This is a genomic window from Streptomyces sp. NPDC107562, from assembly GCF_055657325.1.
In genome coordinates, this window is the sequence record NZ_JBVKBE010000001.1 from 177,792 (window position 1) to 194,293 (window position 16,502).

Annotated in this window: 14 protein-coding genes; 6 read left to right on the top strand and 8 right to left on the bottom strand. The window is 73.4% G+C overall.

The genetic code is table 11. The features are described 5' to 3' along the window. Nucleotides 1-174: 174 nt before the first annotated feature. Entirely contained in the window at nt 175-1,431 is a 1,257-nt protein-coding gene (locus ACZ7LV_RS00890) for an SLC13 family permease (RefSeq protein WP_471936026.1), read from the bottom strand. 79 nt (nt 1,432-1,510) lie between these two features. Continuing rightward, the gene (locus ACZ7LV_RS00895) at nt 1,511-3,886 is read right to left on the bottom strand and encodes a SpoIIE family protein phosphatase (protein ID WP_471936028.1); all 2,376 of its coding nucleotides are present in this window, start codon (nt 3,884-3,886) and stop codon (nt 1,511-1,513) included. Between the two features lie 491 nt (nt 3,887-4,377). Between ACZ7LV_RS00895 and ACZ7LV_RS00900 the strand changes: the two genes are divergently transcribed. The 3 genes from ACZ7LV_RS00900 (at nt 4,378) to ACZ7LV_RS00910 (ending at nt 6,934) form a co-directional block, all read left to right on the top strand. Further along, on the top strand, nt 4,378-4,623 hold the full coding sequence (locus tag ACZ7LV_RS00900) for a hypothetical protein (protein ID WP_401666984.1): 246 nt from the start codon (nt 4,378-4,380) through the stop codon (nt 4,621-4,623). 3 nt (nt 4,624-4,626) lie between these two features. After that, a complete protein-coding gene (locus tag ACZ7LV_RS00905) occupies nt 4,627-5,004 on the top strand; it encodes a toxin Doc (protein ID WP_471934666.1) in 378 nt (125 codons plus the stop codon). A gap of 301 nt (nt 5,005-5,305) precedes the next feature. Next, nucleotides 5,306-6,934, top strand: a complete 1,629-nt coding sequence (locus ACZ7LV_RS00910) for an RICIN domain-containing protein (RefSeq protein ID WP_471934667.1) — start codon at nt 5,306-5,308, stop codon at nt 6,932-6,934. Nucleotides 6,935-7,144: 210 nt separating this feature from the next. On the opposite strand, the gene ACZ7LV_RS00915 is transcribed toward ACZ7LV_RS00910, so the two are convergent. Then, a complete protein-coding gene (locus tag ACZ7LV_RS00915) occupies nt 7,145-8,314 on the bottom strand; it encodes a lactate 2-monooxygenase (RefSeq protein ID WP_471934668.1) in 1,170 nt (389 codons plus the stop codon). Nucleotides 8,315-8,735: 421 nt separating this feature from the next. Here ACZ7LV_RS00915 and ACZ7LV_RS00920 point away from each other — a divergent pair, with 421 nt between their 5' ends. After that, complete coding sequence (locus ACZ7LV_RS00920) at nt 8,736-9,170, top strand: protease inhibitor (protein WP_471934669.1); 435 nt, start codon at nt 8,736-8,738, stop codon at nt 9,168-9,170. A gap of 135 nt (nt 9,171-9,305) precedes the next feature. On the opposite strand, the gene ACZ7LV_RS00925 is transcribed toward ACZ7LV_RS00920, so the two are convergent. From ACZ7LV_RS00925 to ACZ7LV_RS00935, 3 genes are read right to left on the bottom strand one after another with little or no spacing between them, the layout of a single operon-like run. After that, nucleotides 9,306-9,518, bottom strand: a complete 213-nt coding sequence (locus ACZ7LV_RS00925) for a CDGSH iron-sulfur domain-containing protein (RefSeq protein ID WP_471934670.1) — start codon at nt 9,516-9,518, stop codon at nt 9,306-9,308. After that, nucleotides 9,499-10,152 (bottom strand): HemK2/MTQ2 family protein methyltransferase, encoded by a 654-nt coding sequence (locus tag ACZ7LV_RS00930; protein WP_471934671.1) that lies wholly within the window; start codon nt 10,150-10,152, stop codon nt 9,499-9,501. The genes ACZ7LV_RS00925 and ACZ7LV_RS00930 overlap by 20 nt, the downstream gene beginning before the upstream one ends. Nucleotides 10,153-10,173: 21 nt before the next feature. Further along, nucleotides 10,174-11,199 carry an iron-containing redox enzyme family protein gene (locus ACZ7LV_RS00935; protein WP_471934672.1) on the bottom strand — a complete coding sequence of 342 codons (1,026 nt, stop codon included), beginning with the start codon at nt 11,197-11,199 and terminating at the stop codon, nt 10,174-10,176. A gap of 75 nt (nt 11,200-11,274) precedes the next feature. Here ACZ7LV_RS00935 and ACZ7LV_RS00940 point away from each other — a divergent pair, with 75 nt between their 5' ends. After that, a complete protein-coding gene (locus tag ACZ7LV_RS00940) occupies nt 11,275-11,883 on the top strand; it encodes a flavodoxin family protein (protein ID WP_471934673.1) in 609 nt (202 codons plus the stop codon). A gap of 59 nt (nt 11,884-11,942) precedes the next feature. On the opposite strand, the gene ACZ7LV_RS00945 is transcribed toward ACZ7LV_RS00940, so the two are convergent. Continuing rightward, a complete protein-coding gene (locus ACZ7LV_RS00945; RefSeq protein WP_471934674.1) occupies nt 11,943-12,950 on the bottom strand; it encodes a Ppx/GppA family phosphatase in 1,008 nt (335 codons plus the stop codon). Between the two features lie 203 nt (nt 12,951-13,153). Here ACZ7LV_RS00945 and ACZ7LV_RS00950 point away from each other — a divergent pair, with 203 nt between their 5' ends. Continuing rightward, nucleotides 13,154-13,681 carry an SRPBCC family protein gene (locus ACZ7LV_RS00950; protein WP_471934675.1) on the top strand — a complete coding sequence of 176 codons (528 nt, stop codon included), beginning with the start codon at nt 13,154-13,156 and terminating at the stop codon, nt 13,679-13,681. A 4-nt stretch (nt 13,682-13,685) separates the two neighbouring features. Here the strand turns inward: ACZ7LV_RS00950 and ACZ7LV_RS00955 are convergent, their stop codons facing one another. Continuing rightward, a complete protein-coding gene (locus ACZ7LV_RS00955; RefSeq protein ID WP_471934676.1) occupies nt 13,686-16,502 on the bottom strand; it encodes an NHLP bacteriocin export ABC transporter permease/ATPase subunit in 2,817 nt (938 codons plus the stop codon).

Genomic DNA, 16,502 nt, shown 5'->3' on the forward strand with positions numbered 1-16,502 from the left:
GGTGGCGCACCGCCAGGCACGCCCGTCCTGGCGGGCCTGGCTCGGTCCCTACGCGGACCCTGCGCGTAAGACGCCTGCGGCACGCCGCCCGCCTGCTGGAGGTGGAGGGCACCGGCCTGTCCGTGGCACGCGTGGCGGCGCACCGGTGAAGTGTGACTGCTCCACCCGGGTGGCTCACGTCCCGACGACCCCGAGGGACACCCACAGCGCCAGCACGGCGGTGATCAGCGTCGCCGGGACGGCGAGCAGGCCGAGGCGGGTGAACTCGCCCAGGCCGACGTGGTGGCCGTGACGCTGGACGATGCGGCGCCACAGCAGGGTCGCGAGCGACCCCGCGTACGTGAGGTTCGGGCCGATGTTGACGCCGAGCAGCACGGCCAGCAGCGCGCCCGGCCCGGACGGGGCGGCCAGCGGCAGCAGGACGAGCACCGCGGGCAGGTTGTTGATCAGGTTGGCCAGGAGGGCGGCCAGCGCGGCGATGCCGAGCAGGGCCGGCAGACCGGATCCGTCGGGCAGCGCGTGCCCGAGCGCACCGGCGAGGCCGTTGTCGACGACCGCCCGCACCACCACACCGAGGGCGAGCACGAACGCCAGGAACGCGGGTGCCGAGGCCCGCACCACCGTGAACGGCGTCGCGTGCCGACGTACGCAGGCACGTACCGCCAGGGCCAGCGCGCCCGCGGCGGCGGCCCAGGCCGGTTCCAGGCCGAGCGCCGAGGTCACCACGAACCCGGCCAGCGTGCAGGCCACCGTGACCAGCGCGAACACGGGCCGCTCAGGCGTCTTCACCGCTTCCTCGGGCGCGGGCGCCGCCGCCAGGTCGCGGGCGAAGAACCGCCGGAAGACCAGATACTCGGCGCCGATCGCGACCAGCCAGGGCAGCGCCATCAGCGCGGCGAACCGGGTGAAGCTCAGCCCGCTCGCGGCGAACGCCAGCAGGTTCGTGAGGTTGGAGACGGGCAGCAGCAGCGACGCCGTGTTCGACAGGTGCGCGCACGCGTACAGATGCGGCCGGGCACGGCCCCCCGACCGGGCGGCGGTGGCCAGGACCACCGGGGTCAGCAGCACCACCGTGGCGTCCAGGCTGAGGACCGCCGTCACCACCGAGGCCAGAGCGAACACCGCCGTCAGCAACCGGCCCGGCCGCCCCGCCGCCCGGTGCGCCAGCCAGGCCCCGCAGGCCCGGAACAGCCCCTCCACGTCGCAGAAGTGGGCCAGTACCAGGACCGCGGCGAGGAAACCCACCACCGGCGCGAGCCGCCCGATCTCCTCCAGCGCGTGGTCGGGCGAGATCGCCCCCGTCACCACCGCCAGCCCGGCCGCCGGTACGGCCACCACCGCCTCCGGCAGCCGGAACGGGCGCAGTACCGCCCACCCGAGAACGAGGGCGAGCAGAACGACGGACAGGGCTTCGGCGAGCGGGGTGTGCAGGGCGGATCCTCAAGCGGCGTCGGTCAGCTGGTGCCCGTCCATGGCACCAGGCGAGGGTAAGAGTCCGGTGAGATCCGGCTCAGGCCTCGGCGAGCAGCGTCAGCTCCGCCCAGATCGTCTTGCCCTCGGGTGTGTGCCTGCTGCCCCAGCGCTGGGTGAGCTGGGCGACCAGCAGGAGGCCGCGCCCGCCCTCGTCCCACGTCTTGGCGCGCCGCAGGTGCGGCGCGCTGTGATTGGTGTCCGACACCTCGCAGATCAGTGTGTCGGCGCCATGGATAAGCCGGAGCCGGATGGGGCGGGCGCCGTAGCGGATGGCGTTGGTGACCAGCTCGCTGACCACCAGCTCGGTGGTGAATCCCGCCTCCTCGAGGCCCCAGCGGCCGAGCTGGTCCACCACCTGCTTGCGTACCGGGGCGACCAGCGCCGGGTCGGCCGGGATGTCCCAGGTCGCGACCCGCGAGGCGGGCAGCCCCTGGGTGCGGGCCAGCAGCAGCGCGACGTCGTCGTAGGCGCCGCCCGCCGGCAGCAGCCGGTGCAGGATCTCGTCGCAGACCAGCTCCAGGGTCGCGGCGTTCCGGGACAGCGACTCGCGCAGCAGCCGATGGCCGACGCCGGCGTCCCGCTCCCGGGACTCGACCAGCCCGTCGGTGAAGAATGCGAGCACGGTGCCCTCGGGCAGCCGCAGCTCCGCCGCCTCGAACGGCAGCCCGCCGAGGCCCAGGGGTGGCCCCGCGGGCAGCTCGACCTCCTCGGCCGTGCCGCCCGGCCGCACCATCAAAGGCGCGGGATGCCCGGCCCGGGCCAGCGTGCAGCGCCGCGACACCGGGTCGTACACGGCGTACACGCAGGTGGCCCCCACCTCCCCGGGGCTGCCGTCGGTGCCGGCCTCGTCGGAGAGCCGCAGCACCAGGTCGTCGAGGTGGGTGAGCAGCTCGTCGGGGGCGAGGTCGATGTCGGCGAGCGTGCGCACGGCGGTGCGCAGCCGCCCCATCGTGGCGGAGGCCTGCACGCCGTGGCCGACGACGTCACCGACCACCATCGCGACCCGCATCCCGGACAGCGGGATGACGTCGAACCAGTCGCCGCCCACCCCAGCCCGGGCCGCGGGCAGGTAGCGCGAGCACGCCTCGACGGCCGCCGTGCTCGGCAGCGACCGCGGCAGCAGGCTGCGCTGCAGGGTGAGCGCGGTCTCGCGCTCGCGGGAGTAGCGGCGGGCGTTGTCCATGCAGACGGCGGCCCGTGCCGTGATCTCCTCGGCCAGCAACCGGTCGTCGGGCGCGAACGGGTCGGCGCGGTGGAACCGGACGAGCACGACGACGCCCAGGGTCGTGCCGCGTGCCCGGATCGGCACGGCCAGCGTGGCGTGGCCGGCGTCCTGCCCGGTCCGCTCACCGGGGGCGGTGCCGCGGCTCGGCCGCAGACCGAGGGACTCGGTCGGCAGGACCGCCGTCGTCGTCCGGCCGGACAGCAGCGAGTCCGCCTGCGGTGAGGCCGCGGGATAGGTCTCGGCTTCCCCCGGCCGCACGACCGCCTCGTAGCCGGCGGGGGAGAGCGACCGGTGGGCCGCCCTGCGCAGGGTGACCGGTGCGGTGAGCGGATCCGTGACGGTCTCGCTCCCCGCCTCCGCAGGGTCGAGCAGATCGACACCGACGAAGTCGGCGATCCGGGGTACGCAGACGTCCGCCAACTCCTGCGCCGTCCGGACGACGTCGAGGGTGCTGCCGATCCGCCGGCTCGCCTCGTCGAGCAGCTGAAGCCGTTCGTGGGCCCGGTGCTCGTCGGTGAAGTCGTGCACGGCCACGGACACGCCGCACACCCGGCCCGCCTCGTCCCGGACGGGAGCCATCCGGGCCAGCCAGGCGTTCACCTGGCCGTTCTCCCCGACGGGGGCGTACGTCCGGACGTCGCGCCGCTCACCGGTGGTGAGCACGTGGTGCAGTTGCCGTTCGATCTCCTGGCTCTGGGGCCGGCCACCGAGCTCGGACACGCGCAGGCCGCGCACCCGCTCCCCGGGCAGCCCGAGGAGCTCGGCCAGGGCGTCGTTCATCCGGTGCAGCCGGAGGCGGTCGTCGTAGATCGCCAGGGCGCACGGCGACTGGATGAGCCCGGCCCGGTCCAGCGCCTCGCCGCGCGGACGGGAGCGCGCGCTCTCCAACGGGCTGACGACCAGCCATTCCCCGCCGCCGCCGTCGGGCACGGGCCGGCGGTGGGCGAGCAGCCACACGGAGACCGTGCCGCCGTCCTGGCGGCGCAGGGTCAGCGTTCCGTCCCAGCGCGGCCCGCGGGCGGCGGGCGCCGGACCCTCGAGGAGCCGCACGGCGGGGCGTCCGAGGACCTCGTCCGGCGTCCAGCCCAGCAACCGCCGGGCGCCCTCGCCCCACTCGGCCACCCGGCCCTCGGCGTCGATGACCGCCCGGGCCGTGGCAGCCTCGTCGAACGGGTAGTCCGGGGTCATCGTCGTCACTCCATCGCGCATACGCACAGTGAACAATCGCGCCACATCGGTTCCAGGGTAGTGCGTCACGGACCGGCACGAATCCGCTCGCGGGGGACGTCCCGTACACCGGTCCACGGCGGGTTCGCGGCGGTGGGGCGCACCAAGGCGGAAGGAACGCACCGCACGTCGGCGGCTCTCCTGGCGGCCTGTCAGAAGCTGTTTGGCCGCGACAAGTTGTGAGCGCTTCTGATGTGTCGTCGACGGCTGCCAGGACGGCGCGCGGAGCCGGTCCGGCGGACCCGGCGAGGGGTCTGGCGAACGGTCGGTGAACGGCCGGTGAACGATGCACTCACCCGTGCCGATGGCTGTTCCGGAAATGACCTCGGGGCGACGCGATGTGACCCCTCGCTCCCGCATTCTGAGCGTCCGCTGCCCTGTCCGGTACCGTCTCGTGGCCCATCTGAGCTGCTGGTATTTACGGGTAAGTACCCGGGCGGTACCGTGAGAACATGCCAGCCCTCAACGTGGAGTTCAGCGATCGCGAGCTGGAGGACCTGCGGCAGATCGCCAAGGAGCGCGGTACGTCGATGAAGGCCCTCGTGCGCGAGGCGGCCGCGGCCGACATCGCGCGGCACCGGGCGCTGCAGGAGGGCGCCGAGGCCTTCCGCCGGTTCTTCGCCGACCACGCGGACGAATTCGCGGCCGCCTTCCCCGACGACGAGCCGTCCGCCGGCGGCGAGGGCCGGGTCGCCTGAGCGATGGCACCCGTCCTGCACATCGACGTGCCCTGGCTGCTCCAGCGGCACGAGGAGGTCCTGCCGGACCAGCCGACGATCAGCGACTTCTCCGCCCTGGTCGCCGCCGTCGCCCGGCACCGCGTCGACCCGCCCCGCCTCGGCGTGAACTCCGACCCGGCCTGGCGGGCCGCGGCCCTGCTGCACACCCTCGCCCTGCTCAGGCCCCTGCCCTCGGCCAACGCCCGCTTCGCCTGCGCGACCGCCGTGGCCTACTTGTTCGTCAGCGGTGTCGGCGTCGACCCGCCCTACGGCGCCCTGGTGGACCTCGCCCGCGACCTGATCGACGGCAGGGCGGACGTGTACGGGGCGGCGGACCGGCTGCGGTCCTGGCAGATCTGAGGTCCGGGACCTCGTGGACGTACCGGAGTTTCACACGCGGCGCTCGAAATGGCGAATGGCGAGCCACGTGCAGGAGTTGCCGCCGAATTTAACTTTCTGTCAGTGATGGGTATGTTGCCCGACCGCCTTGTTGGTCGAGAGCGAGCTGTGCAAAGGTGAACCCTCCGGCGGGGGGAATGGCCGGGCGCACGCGCACAATTCACGCCCCCTCGCACCCCGTGAAAAAGGTACGCACCGACCGGGCCTCCCTTTTTGACGGACAGAACTCCTGTGTCACCTTGCGTGGGAAGGAATCCGCTCAGTGCCCACCCCCCACCCCCCTCGCCCGCCCTACCCGCCCGTGGGCGGTGATCCCGCCGAGTCCGACGCCGCCCTCGCCGCCCGGCTGACCGGCGCCCCGGACGTCGAAGTGGCCCACTCGACGGCCCTGCTGTTCGCCCGCCACTGGCCGTCGGCGCACGACTACGCGGTGATCTGCCTCGCCTCCTCGGCGAGCATCGCGTCCATGGTCACCTCGGCGGCCTTCCACCAGGTCTTCGACCGGCTCACGCTGGGCGAGCCGGGCGAGGCGCTGCGCCCCCGGGTACTGGTGAGCGTGCGGGACGCCGTACGGATGTGGTCGGCGGAGGAGCGAATAGCGGGGGCACTCCCGGAGTTGCGGAAACCGGCCGGTGGGCGTGGTATGCGCACCGCGAAGTCCATGACCCCGGAAAACCGCAAGTTGGCCGAACGCGCATTCCAGGGCCTTCCCGGAGCCGCCCGCACTCTGCTGTGGCACTCCGAGGTCGAGGCGGAGCCGATCGCCTTCCCCGCCGGTCTGCTCGGCATGGACACCGACACCGCGTCGGCCTTCCTCGACGAGGCCCGGGACAAATTCCGCGAGGGCTGTGTACGGGCCCATCAGGAACTCGCGCCGTCCAAGGACTGCCGCTACTACAACCGGCTCCTCGACGTCCCGATCCGCCGCGGCGGCGCCCTGCTGCCGGACGTCCAGCAGCACCTCGTGGAGTGCCGCTACTGCCGTGACGCCGCCGAGCAACTCAGCCATTTCGAGGGCGGGCTGGGCGTGCTGCTCGCCGAGGCCGTGCTCGGCTGGGGCAGCCGCCGCTATCTCGACTCCCGCCCCGGTCGCCACGAGCACCGGCCGCGCACCCGCGCCGCGGCCCGCCGCAGCCGGGCCCGCCGCGTGGAACGGCACGGCGTCCTGGCCCGCCTCCCCGGCATGACCGGGCGTTCGTCCCGGGCGCTGCGCACCGGTGCCGGCATCGCCTCCGCCGCCCTGCTCGGCACGCTCCTCGCCACCAGCCTGTCCTCCTACGACGGCGAGACGGATCCGACGGCCTCCGCGGGCGCCACCGAGGGCACCGAAGGCGCCGAGGGCACCGCGTCGGTGCCGGGCACCGGCACCCAGGCGCAGCCCACGGCCCCCGGCACCGCCCAGCTCCCGAACGCGCCCCGGCAGACCCGGCTGCGCAACGCCGAGAGCGAGCTGTGCCTGGACATTCGCGGCGAGGTCGAGGAGGCGGCCACGGCGGTGCTGGACGCGTGCTCGACGGAGCCGACCCAGCAGTGGTCGTACGAGACCGACGGGCAGCTGCGCAGCGTGGCCGACCCCGAGCTGTGCCTGGACTCGCACGCCGACGCCGGCGTCGTCATCCTCGGCACCTGTGCGGGGGAGCAGGACGGGCGCGCGGACGACGTGCGCTACGACCTCACCGTCCAGGGCGAGTTGCTGCCGCGCTGGGACGAGCAGCTCGCGCTCTCCGTCACGACCGGGGACCCGGGCGCCGACATCGTGGTCACGGTCCGGGACGGGTCCGACGACCAGCGGTGGCTGACCGATCCGCAGCCGACCGGTGCGGGTTCGCTGTCGGTCGCGGAAACGGCCGACCCGTCGGCGAGACAGGCAGGACTGGGCGGCGGCTCCTAGGCCTGTCGTTGGATCAGGCCGCGGAGGATCGGCGGTGGTTCGTCGGCGCCGGTCCCCTCCGGGGGAGGGTGTGCCGGGCCCCGCGTCCGCGGTGCGATCCGAACGACAGGCCCTCGGCGGTGGGCGGTGGGCGGTGGGCGGCGGGCGCGGGTCGTCCGGCGGTCCTGGCCGGCTGGGGTGCCGGCCAGGGCGTCCGCGGCCCGTGCGGGGTCAGGCGGGTTCCTCCACGAGGTCGTGCGGACCCGTCGTGGCCGGGGTGGCGTGGCCCGACAGGGCGAGGGTCAGGTCGAGTTCGGCGAGCAGGCAGCGGATGACGTGCTCCACCCCCGCCTGGCCGTCGAGCGCGAGACCGTAGACGTAGGGCCGTCCGACCAGGACCGCCCGGGCCCCCAGGGCCAGCGCCTTGAAGACGTCGTCCCCGGTGCGCACCCCGCTGTCGAACAGCACCGTCAACCGGTCACCGACCGCCGCCACCACGCCGGGCAGCGCGTCGGCCGCGGCCACGGAGCCGGCCACCTGACGCCCGCCGTGGTTGGACACCACGACACCGTCCATCCCGGCGTCGGCGGCCTGCCGGGCGTCGTCGGGGTGCAGGACCCCCTTGAGGACGATCGGGCCGTCCCAGTTCTCCCGCAGGAACGTCAGGTCCTGCCAGGTCTTGGCGGGATCGGCGAACATGCCGACGAAGTGCATCACCGCCGCGTTCGGATCCTCGTGCACGGGCTTGGCGAGGCCCGCCCGGAACGCCGGGTCGGTGAAGTAGTTGGCGGTGCCGACGCCGTGCAGGAACGGCAGGTACGCCTGGTCCAGGTCACGCGGCCGCCAGGCCAGCAGCGGCGTGTCCAGGGTGACGACCAGGACGCTGAACCCGCTCGCCCTCGCCCGCTTCAGGAAACTGCGGGTCACCTCACGGTCCTTGGCCCAGTACAGCTGGAACCAGCGCTCGGCGTCGCCCATCGCCTCCGCGACCTGTTCCAGGGGCGTGCTGGACGCCGAGGACAGCACGTAGGGCACGCCCTGCGCGGCGGCCGCCCGGGCGGCCGCGCACTCCGCGTCCGGATGCATGATCGACAGCACTCCCACCGGCGCCAGCGCGACCGGCGCCGGCAGCACGCGGCCCAGCACCTCGACCGACAGGTCCCGCTCGTGCACGTCCCGCAGCATCCGCGGCACGATCCGACGGCGGCGCAGCGCGGCCCGGTTGGCGCGTGCCGTGCTGCCGTCGCCGGCGCTGCCCGCGACGTATCCCACGGGTCCGGGACCGAGCCGCCGCTCGGCGAGCTCTTCCAGACGGGTCAGATCGGTCGGCAGCCGCGGCACGGCCCCCGTCATCCCGTTCAGATAGATCTCGTACTGGAAGTCGGCCCAGTGCTTCGCCATCGCCAGGTCCCCGCCCTCTCACCGTCGAGCCGCGTCGTTGCGACGATACTGACGAGTAAGCGCAGGTCCGTCCAGGGGGACGCCGGCGCTGCCGTGGAGGCCCCGCCGACGCCCGGCGCACAGGGACACAAAGGGTGGAAACGGACCGCGCTTCGGGGGCATCCGGAATGTTTCAGGCCGATTAACGAACCGCGGAAATCCAGCCATTCGGCCACACCGGGTGATCAAGAGCGGCACCTTCACGCGGTTGTAACGTTCGAATTCCGTGACTTCGCGCCACTGCTTCAATACGCAAGGTTACTGAAACGCATGGGGTCGACGTGAGTTTCGGCGGCGGACCAGACAGACTCGCCGTCGCCGGTCGGGCACCAACCGACGCCCACTCCGGCACGACACGCAATCAAGCGGAAGGATGCACACAATGCGGAACCCCGCGCGCTGGGCAGCGACCCTCGGCCTCACGGCCGCCGCCGTCTGCGGACCCCTGACCGGAGCCGCGCACGCCAGCCCCGCCGCCGACCCGGCCTCGCTCTACGCCCCGTCCGCCCTGGTGCTCACCACGGGCCACGGAGAGAGCTCGGCCACCGTCACCCCCGAGCGGGCGGTGACGCTGAGCTGCGCCCCGAAGGCGTCCGGGACGCACCCCAACACCGTCGAGGCGTGCGCCGAACTGCGCGGCGCCGACGGGAACTTCGACGCCCTGGAGAGCAGAAGCGGAGTGTGGTGCACCCGGGAGTACGACCCCGTGGTCGTCCGGGTCGACGGCGTCTGGCAGGGCCAGTACGTCTCCTACGAGCGCATCTTCGCCAACGAGTGCGTGAAGAACTCCTACGGGACGAGCGTCTTCGCCTTCTAGGACCGGGATCGCCGGGCCCCCGTGAATGCCGCGAACGACCCGCAGTTGGGGAGTGCGGGCCGTCGTCGTGGGGGCCCTGGGGTCTCGCCCCAGGGGTCGGCAGGGCGGAGTGGGGCCGCCCGCCGACCCCTGGGATCACTCGTCGGACCGCCGCGCCCGGTCCCGGTGGCTGGTGTCGCACCAGGGATAGCGGCGACTGCGTCGGCAGGTGCACAGCGCGACCCGGAAGCGGTCGGAGGAGACGGTCGTACCGTCCTCCAGTTCCACTTCCACCGGCCCCTCCAGCAGCAGGGGGCCCTGGCGCCGGACCGAGATCCGGCGCGGTGTGTCAGACGGGGAGTTCGGCACGGACGACCACCAGCTCTTCCTTGTCCTCGGTGGCGGACAGCAGCCCCCGCTCCCGCAGCCACCCCTGTCGCTCCCGCAGTACGGGGCCGAACGCGATCCGGCGCCGCCGGGTCATGCTCGCCTTCAGGCCGGCGGCCCGCAGCAGCGTCAGGGTGCGCTCGGGCGCGCTGAGGGTGGAGTGCACAACCAGCAGGACGCCGCCGGGGCGCAGCAGGCCGGGTGCCTCCCGGCAGATGCGGTCCAGGATCAGCCGTCCGTCGTGGCCCGCGTCCCACGCCCGGGCCGTACCGCGCGGCGCGGTGTCCCCGCCCGGCGCGGGGACGTAAGGCGGATTGGCCAGAATGACGTCGAACTTCTGTTCTCGTACGGGGTCGAAGAGATTGCCGCGCAGGATGCGGACCCGCAGTCCGGACAGCCGGGCGTTGACCCGGGCGGCCCAGACCGCGCGCCGTGACACGTCGACCGCCGTGACCCGCAGGCCCCGGCGTGCGGCGTGCAGCGCGAGGGCCCCGCTGCCGGTGCCGACGTCGAGGACGTCCGCACCCGGTGGGAGCGGCTCCTCGGACAGGGCCTCGGCCAGCAGGTCTGTGTCTTCCTGAGGCGTGTACACGCCGGGTGGCACCAGTGGATTCACGTCGACCAGGTACCCCTGCAATCAGAAAATATGGGAAGTTTCGGGCGCGGGGGCCGGGGAAAGCGGCGTGCGCAGTGACGACCTGCCCGCCTGCCAGTCGGTGAGCAGACGCTCCGCGAGACGGTCCTCGGTGAACCCGGTCGCGTCGATGCCGAACGCGACGTCCCGGGCCAGGTGCGGCTCCTCGGCCAGCAGGCCGCCGATGACGTCGTGCCGTACGACCTGCTCGTGCACGGCGTCGGCCTCGACGTGCTCGTCGTAGAAGTGCTCGGCGGCCGGGCCCGCCCCCGTCCTGCGCATGGCCTCGGCGAGCCGCCGGGACCCCGGCGACGAGGTGATCTCCACGGCGGCGAAGTGGCCCACCAGGGCCCCGCGCAGCGAGCGGTGCAGGCCGAACAGCGACATGAGGTTCACCGTGGCGAGGAGTTCCGCGCAGGCCGCGTCCAGGTAGTGCCCGTACGTCGTGTCCAGGCCCAGGTCCGTCATCAGGTGGGCGAACAGCAGGGCATGGACGCGGTCCGGGCGGCCGCCGCCGAACTCGTCGAACTCCACCGCCGCCATCCCCGCCTTGGCCCTGCCCCACAGCCGGGGCAGCACCCAGGCGTGCGGATCCGCCTCCTTGAGGTGGTACAGGGAACGCTGGGCCGCGTACTCGCGCAGCTGCCACAGCTCGCCCTTGTCACGCAGGAAGTGGCTGACCCCCGTGCCGTCGACCGGTTCGACGAGGATCTCGGCCAGCGCGTCCTCGACGTCGTCGTGGGCCGGGGTGTCGGCCCGCAGGGCGGTCAGGAAGCGGTCCTCCAGCGCGGCGCGGGCGCCCAGCAGGCCGGGGTCCCACTCGCGGTCCTCGGGCACGCCCGCGAAGCCGCGGTAGTGGAGCTCGTAACACAGGTACAGGGCGAGCTGGAGGTCCTCGCCGTAAGGGGCCGCGTCCGCGACGTCCCCGGTCCCGGGCAGCGGGCCCGTGCCCCGGAGGTAGTCCATGACCGAGGCCGAGAGGGGGCCGCGGGCGGACGGCAGCCGTGGTTCCTGATGGTCGTGCGTCATGCGGGACCGAGTACCCGGATGACGCCGGGATTCCCGCCCGACTGGCATCCGGCTGCACGGGTACACCTGAGACCCATGAAGGCACTTGTGATCAACTGCACGCTGAAGCCGTCGCCCGAGCCCTCCAACACCGAGGCGCTGGCCCGGGTCGTCGTCGAGCGACTGGAGAAGGACGGGGTGGAGGTCGAGGTCCTGCGCGCCGTCGACCTGGACATCGCGCCCGGAGTGACGAGCGAGGCGGTGCGCGAGGGTGACGCCTGGCCGGGCGTCCACGACAAGCTGCTCCGCTCCGAGATCCTGATCGTCGCGTCGCCGACCTGGCTGGGCCGGCCGTCCTCCGTCGCCCAGCGCGTCCTCGAACGCATGGACGCCATGTTGGCCGAGACCGACGACGAGGGCAGGCCCGTCGCCTACAACCGGGTCGCCGGGGTCGTCGTCACCGGAAACGAGGACGGCGCCCACCACGTCATCAGCGAGATCTCCGGCGGCCTCGCCGACATCGGCTACACGATCCCCGGTCAGGCCTGGACGTACTGGCACCTCGGCCCCGGAGCCGGCCCCGACTACCTCGACGACGAGCGCGGCCGGGAGTGGTCGCACCGCACGGGCCGCGCGATGGCCGCCAACCTGACCGGAGTGGCCCGGGCCCTCGCGGCGCGGCCGGTGGGGGCACCGCCCGAATGAGCGGCACGGCCGGTGGTGCCACCGCCCGAAGGGGACGGGCGGCGCCCCTCACCGCGGCCTCAGGACGTGGCGGCCGCGATCCGCAGGGGCACCGGGTCCGGTGGCGCGCTCTCCTCGCTCAGCCGGCCGACCTCCGCCCACCAGGACGCGCCCTCCTCGATGTGCCGCAGCAGGACACCCTCGCGGATCGCCCACGGGCACACGGTGACTCTCTTCAGGCCGGTCATCTTCATGGCCGTGTGCCCGACCACCGCGCCCGCCAGGCTCTGCCCGGCGCGCGGCGCGGAGATGCCCGGCAGCAGGGCCCGCTCCATGGGAGGCAGGGCGGCCAGCCGCGTCATGGCGGAGCGCAGGTCCGCGCGCCGCAACTGCCGCTCGACGAACGGCCCCTCGCGTCCGGGCACGGCGCCGCACAGCCGGCCGAGCTGCTGGAAGGTCCGCGAGGTGACGACCGCCGACCGGGGCCCCTCCCAGCGGATCCGCGCACCGACGTCGCGCAGTTGGTGGCGCACCTTGCGGCGCAGCGCCTTCACCTGGGCCTGCGAGGGAAGGTCCTGCGCCGGGAAGAACTCGTGCGTCAGCCGGCCCGCGCCCAGCGGCAACGAGGCCACGAAGTCCGGCAGGCGCCCCCGCCCGAACGCCACTTCGAACGTGCCGCCCCCGATGTCCAGCAGCGCCAGCGGCCCCGACCGCCACCCCATCCAGCGCCGGGCCGCGAGGAAGGTCAGCTCGGCCTCCACCTCGCCGGGCAGCGTGCACAGTTCCACCCCGGTCCGGGCCCGGACGGCGCGCAGCACCTCCAGCCGGTTCGGGGCGCTGCGCACGATCGTCGTGGCGAAGGCCAGCGGGCCCGCCGCACCCCAGCGCTGCGACGTGCGTTTCGCCTCGGCGACCGCCGCCACCAGCCGTTCCAGCGCCTCCTCGGGAATCGCCTCCCCGGTCTTGACGTGCTCGGACAGCCGCAGCCGCCACTTGGCGGTGTGAACCGGCAGTGGAACCCCGCCCTGCGCGTCCGCCACGACCAGACGGACCGTTCTCGACCCCACGTCCACCACACTGATTCGCATGGACGGGCGAGTACCCGCTCGCGACCCCCTCCAACTGCCCCTCCACCCGTGCGCCCTGCACAGTGCCCCTACGCGCCGGAGATCCGCCCTCCCCGCGCCCGTGGCCCCCGCCCGGCGGCCCGGCCCCGGCGTGCCACCGGTGCCGCCCAGGTCACCGGTATCGTCGAAGCCGTCGAAGCACCCCACCGGAGGGCCGATCCACCATGACCGCCGACCTCACCGGCACTTTCCTGACCCTGGACGACGGCCGCCCCGCGATCCGCTTCGGCCGCACCTACGACCTCCCGGCCGACCGCGTCTGGCACCTCGTCACCGAACCGGACGAAATGGCCGGGTGGTTCCCGTCCCGCGCCGAGATCGAGATGCGCCCCGGCGGCCGCGTCGTCTTCGGCGGCGACCCGAACATGGAGGACTCCAGCGGCGAGGTGCTCGCCGTCGAGCCGCCGCGCCACCTGTCCTTCGCGTGGGGCGGCGACGAGGTCCACTTCGACCTGGCGTCGACCGACGGCGGGAGCACCCGCTTCACCCTGACCAACGTCCTCGAAGCCGCCGACACCGCCGCCCGCAACGGCGCCGGGTGGGAGGTCTGCCTGGCCGCGCTGGACGCCAAGGCGCGCGGGGAGCGCTTCGCGGGACCGCACGCGGGGTCGGAGGCGCCCTGGAAGAGCTTCTACCAGGCCTACGTCGACGCGGGTGTCCCGTCGGGCGCCCCGATTCCGGGACAGCCCTGACCCGTCAGGCCAACTGGCGTCGCACCAGCTCGTGCAGCCTGCCGCCGGTGTCCGCGAGCAGTTGCGCCGGAGGCCCCTGCTGGGCGACCTTGCCGTCCTCCATCACGATGACGCGGTCGGCGTCCAGGACCGTCGACAGGCGGTGGGCGATGACGATGCGGGTGGCGTGGAGCGCCTTGGTGCTCTCGATGACCTTGCGCTGCGTCTCGTTGTCGAGGGCGCTGGTCGCCTCGTCGAAGAACAGGATGCGCGGCCGGCGGATCAGCGCCTGGGCGATCATCAGCCGCTGCCGCTGGCCGCCGGAGACCGCCCCGTTGCCCGCCACGATGGTGTGCAGCCCCATCGGCATCCGCTTGATGTCCTCGGCGAGGCCCGCCATCTCGGCCGCCGTCATCGCCTCCTCCGGCGTGTACGGCTCGGTGCCGCAGATGACGTCCAGGATCGAGCCGGTGAACGGCTGCGCGTGCTGGAGCACCACGCCGCACTGGCGCCGTACGGCGGACTGGTCGAGCGCCGCCAGGTCCTGACCGTCGTACAGCACGCTCCCGGACACTGGCTTGTCGAAGCCGATCAGCAGGCGCAGCAGGGTCGACTTGCCGCAGCCCGACGGCCCGACGACCGCGACGAACTCACCCGGCCGCACCTCGAACGACACGTCGTCGAGGACCAGCGGGCCGTCGTCGGAGTAGCGGAACGACAGCCGCCGCGCCTCCACGGCCCCGGAGAGCGGCCCCGGCCGGGTGCTGGCCGTACGCACCTCCGGCGCCGCCCGCAGCACCGGCTTGATCTGCTCGTACAGGGGCAGCGCGGCCACCAGCGACACGAACGCGCCCGTGACCTGGGTGACCGAGGTGAGGAGCATCGTCACCGAGGTGTTGAAGGCGAGGAAGTCGGCGGCCGACATCGAACCCCGCGCCGGACCCGCGAGCAGCATGAACATCGCCAGTGAGCACAGCGGCAGATAGATCGCGCCCAGCACGGTGGTGAGGTTCTTGATCCGGCCGAGCCGCTGCTGGAGCTCCCGGCTGCGCGCGAACTCGCGCGCCCAGGCGGCGTACGCGTAGTTCTCGGCCGCCGCGACCCGCAGCTTGGGCAGGCCGCGCAGGGTCTGGAACGCCTGGTTGTTCAGCTTGTTGGCGAGCACCGTCAGCCGTCGCTGCCAGCGCACCTGCCACAGCCCGAGCCCGAGGAAGACACCGGCGATGACGACGAGCATGCCCATCGCGGCCAGCGCCATCGGCACGCTGAACCAGAGCAGCAGCCCCAGGTTCATCGCCCCCACGGTCACCGACTGGGCGACGGTCGGGCCGACCCCGGCGAGCAGCCTGCGGATCGCGCTGATGCCCATGGCCGCGCTGGCCAGCTCACCCGTGGAGCGGTTGGTGAAGAACTTCGTCGGCAGCCGCAACAGCCGGTCCCACACGGCCGGTTGCAGCGTCGCCTCGATCCGGCCCTCCAGGCGCAGGATGGTCATGTTCTGCAGCAGCATGAAGGCCGCCGCCACGACGCTGCTGACCATCACCGCCAGACAGACCTGGGCGATCAGACCCGCCTGCGCCTTCGGCACGAACTCACCGAGCACCTTGCCGGTCGCGATGGGCACCAGCGCGCCGATCGCCACCGTCACGAGCCCGCTGAGCAGGAGCCCGGTCAGATCCCGGCGCGTGCCGCGCATGCAGAACCGGAGCAGTCCGAGGGGGCCCAGCGGGCGTTCGGGCAGCGGACGGTAGAACATCACCGCGCGCGGTTCGAACTCCGGGGCGTTGGCCTTCTCGATCGGCGTCTCGCGTCCGGTCGCGGGATGCACCGCCACATAACCGCCGCGCCGCCACAGCAGCGCCACCGGCGCCCCCGACAACGCCCGTTGACCCACCAGCGGGCCCACGTCGTCGTGCCACCAGGTGCCGTCCAGCCGTACCGCGCGGGTCCGCACGCGCGAGGCGAGGGCGATGCGTTCGACCGGGTCGAGACGGTCGCTCTCGGCGCCGCCGTGGCCAGGGTCGGCGAGCGGGATCCCGGCAGCGGCGGCGACCAGCTTGGACGCCGCGTAGGTGGCGTCGGCGTCGGCGGCGGTGGTGCGCTTGGCCGACGGCTTGCCGATCGCCGCGAGCAGCGTCCGGTCGGCCTGCGCGCGCACCTGTTCACCGGCCTTGATGCCGGCGGCCGTACGGGTCTCGTGGGTGCGCTCCAGCTGCTCGATCCAGCGGTCCAGGGTGCTCAGCAGGCGGTACTGCTGATCGACCATGCTCTGCCACAGTGCCGGGTCCATCAGCAGGTCGGCCGCCGCCTCCGCGCCGTACAGGGAGCCGTACTGGACGCTGCCGGGCGGCACCTGCATCCAGAACACGTCGTCGTCGGTCACCTCGGCGGCGCGTTCACCGGCCGTCGGCGCCTGGAAGAGGATGGACAGCCCGCGGCCGACGCCGAGCGCGAGGGCGTACTCCAGCGGACTCGTCGTCGGCGGCACGTACTGCGGGTTGCCGTACTCGTCGTACGACCAGGTCTGCGTCACCGCCGGCTGGTACAGCTCGCGCAGCCCGATGCGGTGGACCACACAGTCCCTGACCGGCCGGGCGATCAGCGTGTGCTGCGGCCCGGGGACGGGGCCGAGCAGCAGCGCGCCCGCCTCCAGTCGGCCGAGGTGGTGCCAGTGGCCCTGTTGCGCCGCGTCGACCGCGAACAGGTCCAGGGCGCCCGCCGCGACCAGCCACAGCGCCTGCGGCCCCTCCAGGTCCAGGCGGCCGAGCCCTGCGCAGTCGAGGGGCGTGCCCACCTGCCCGAGCGCCGCGAGAACGTAGTCGTCGCCGTGCACGGCTGTCAT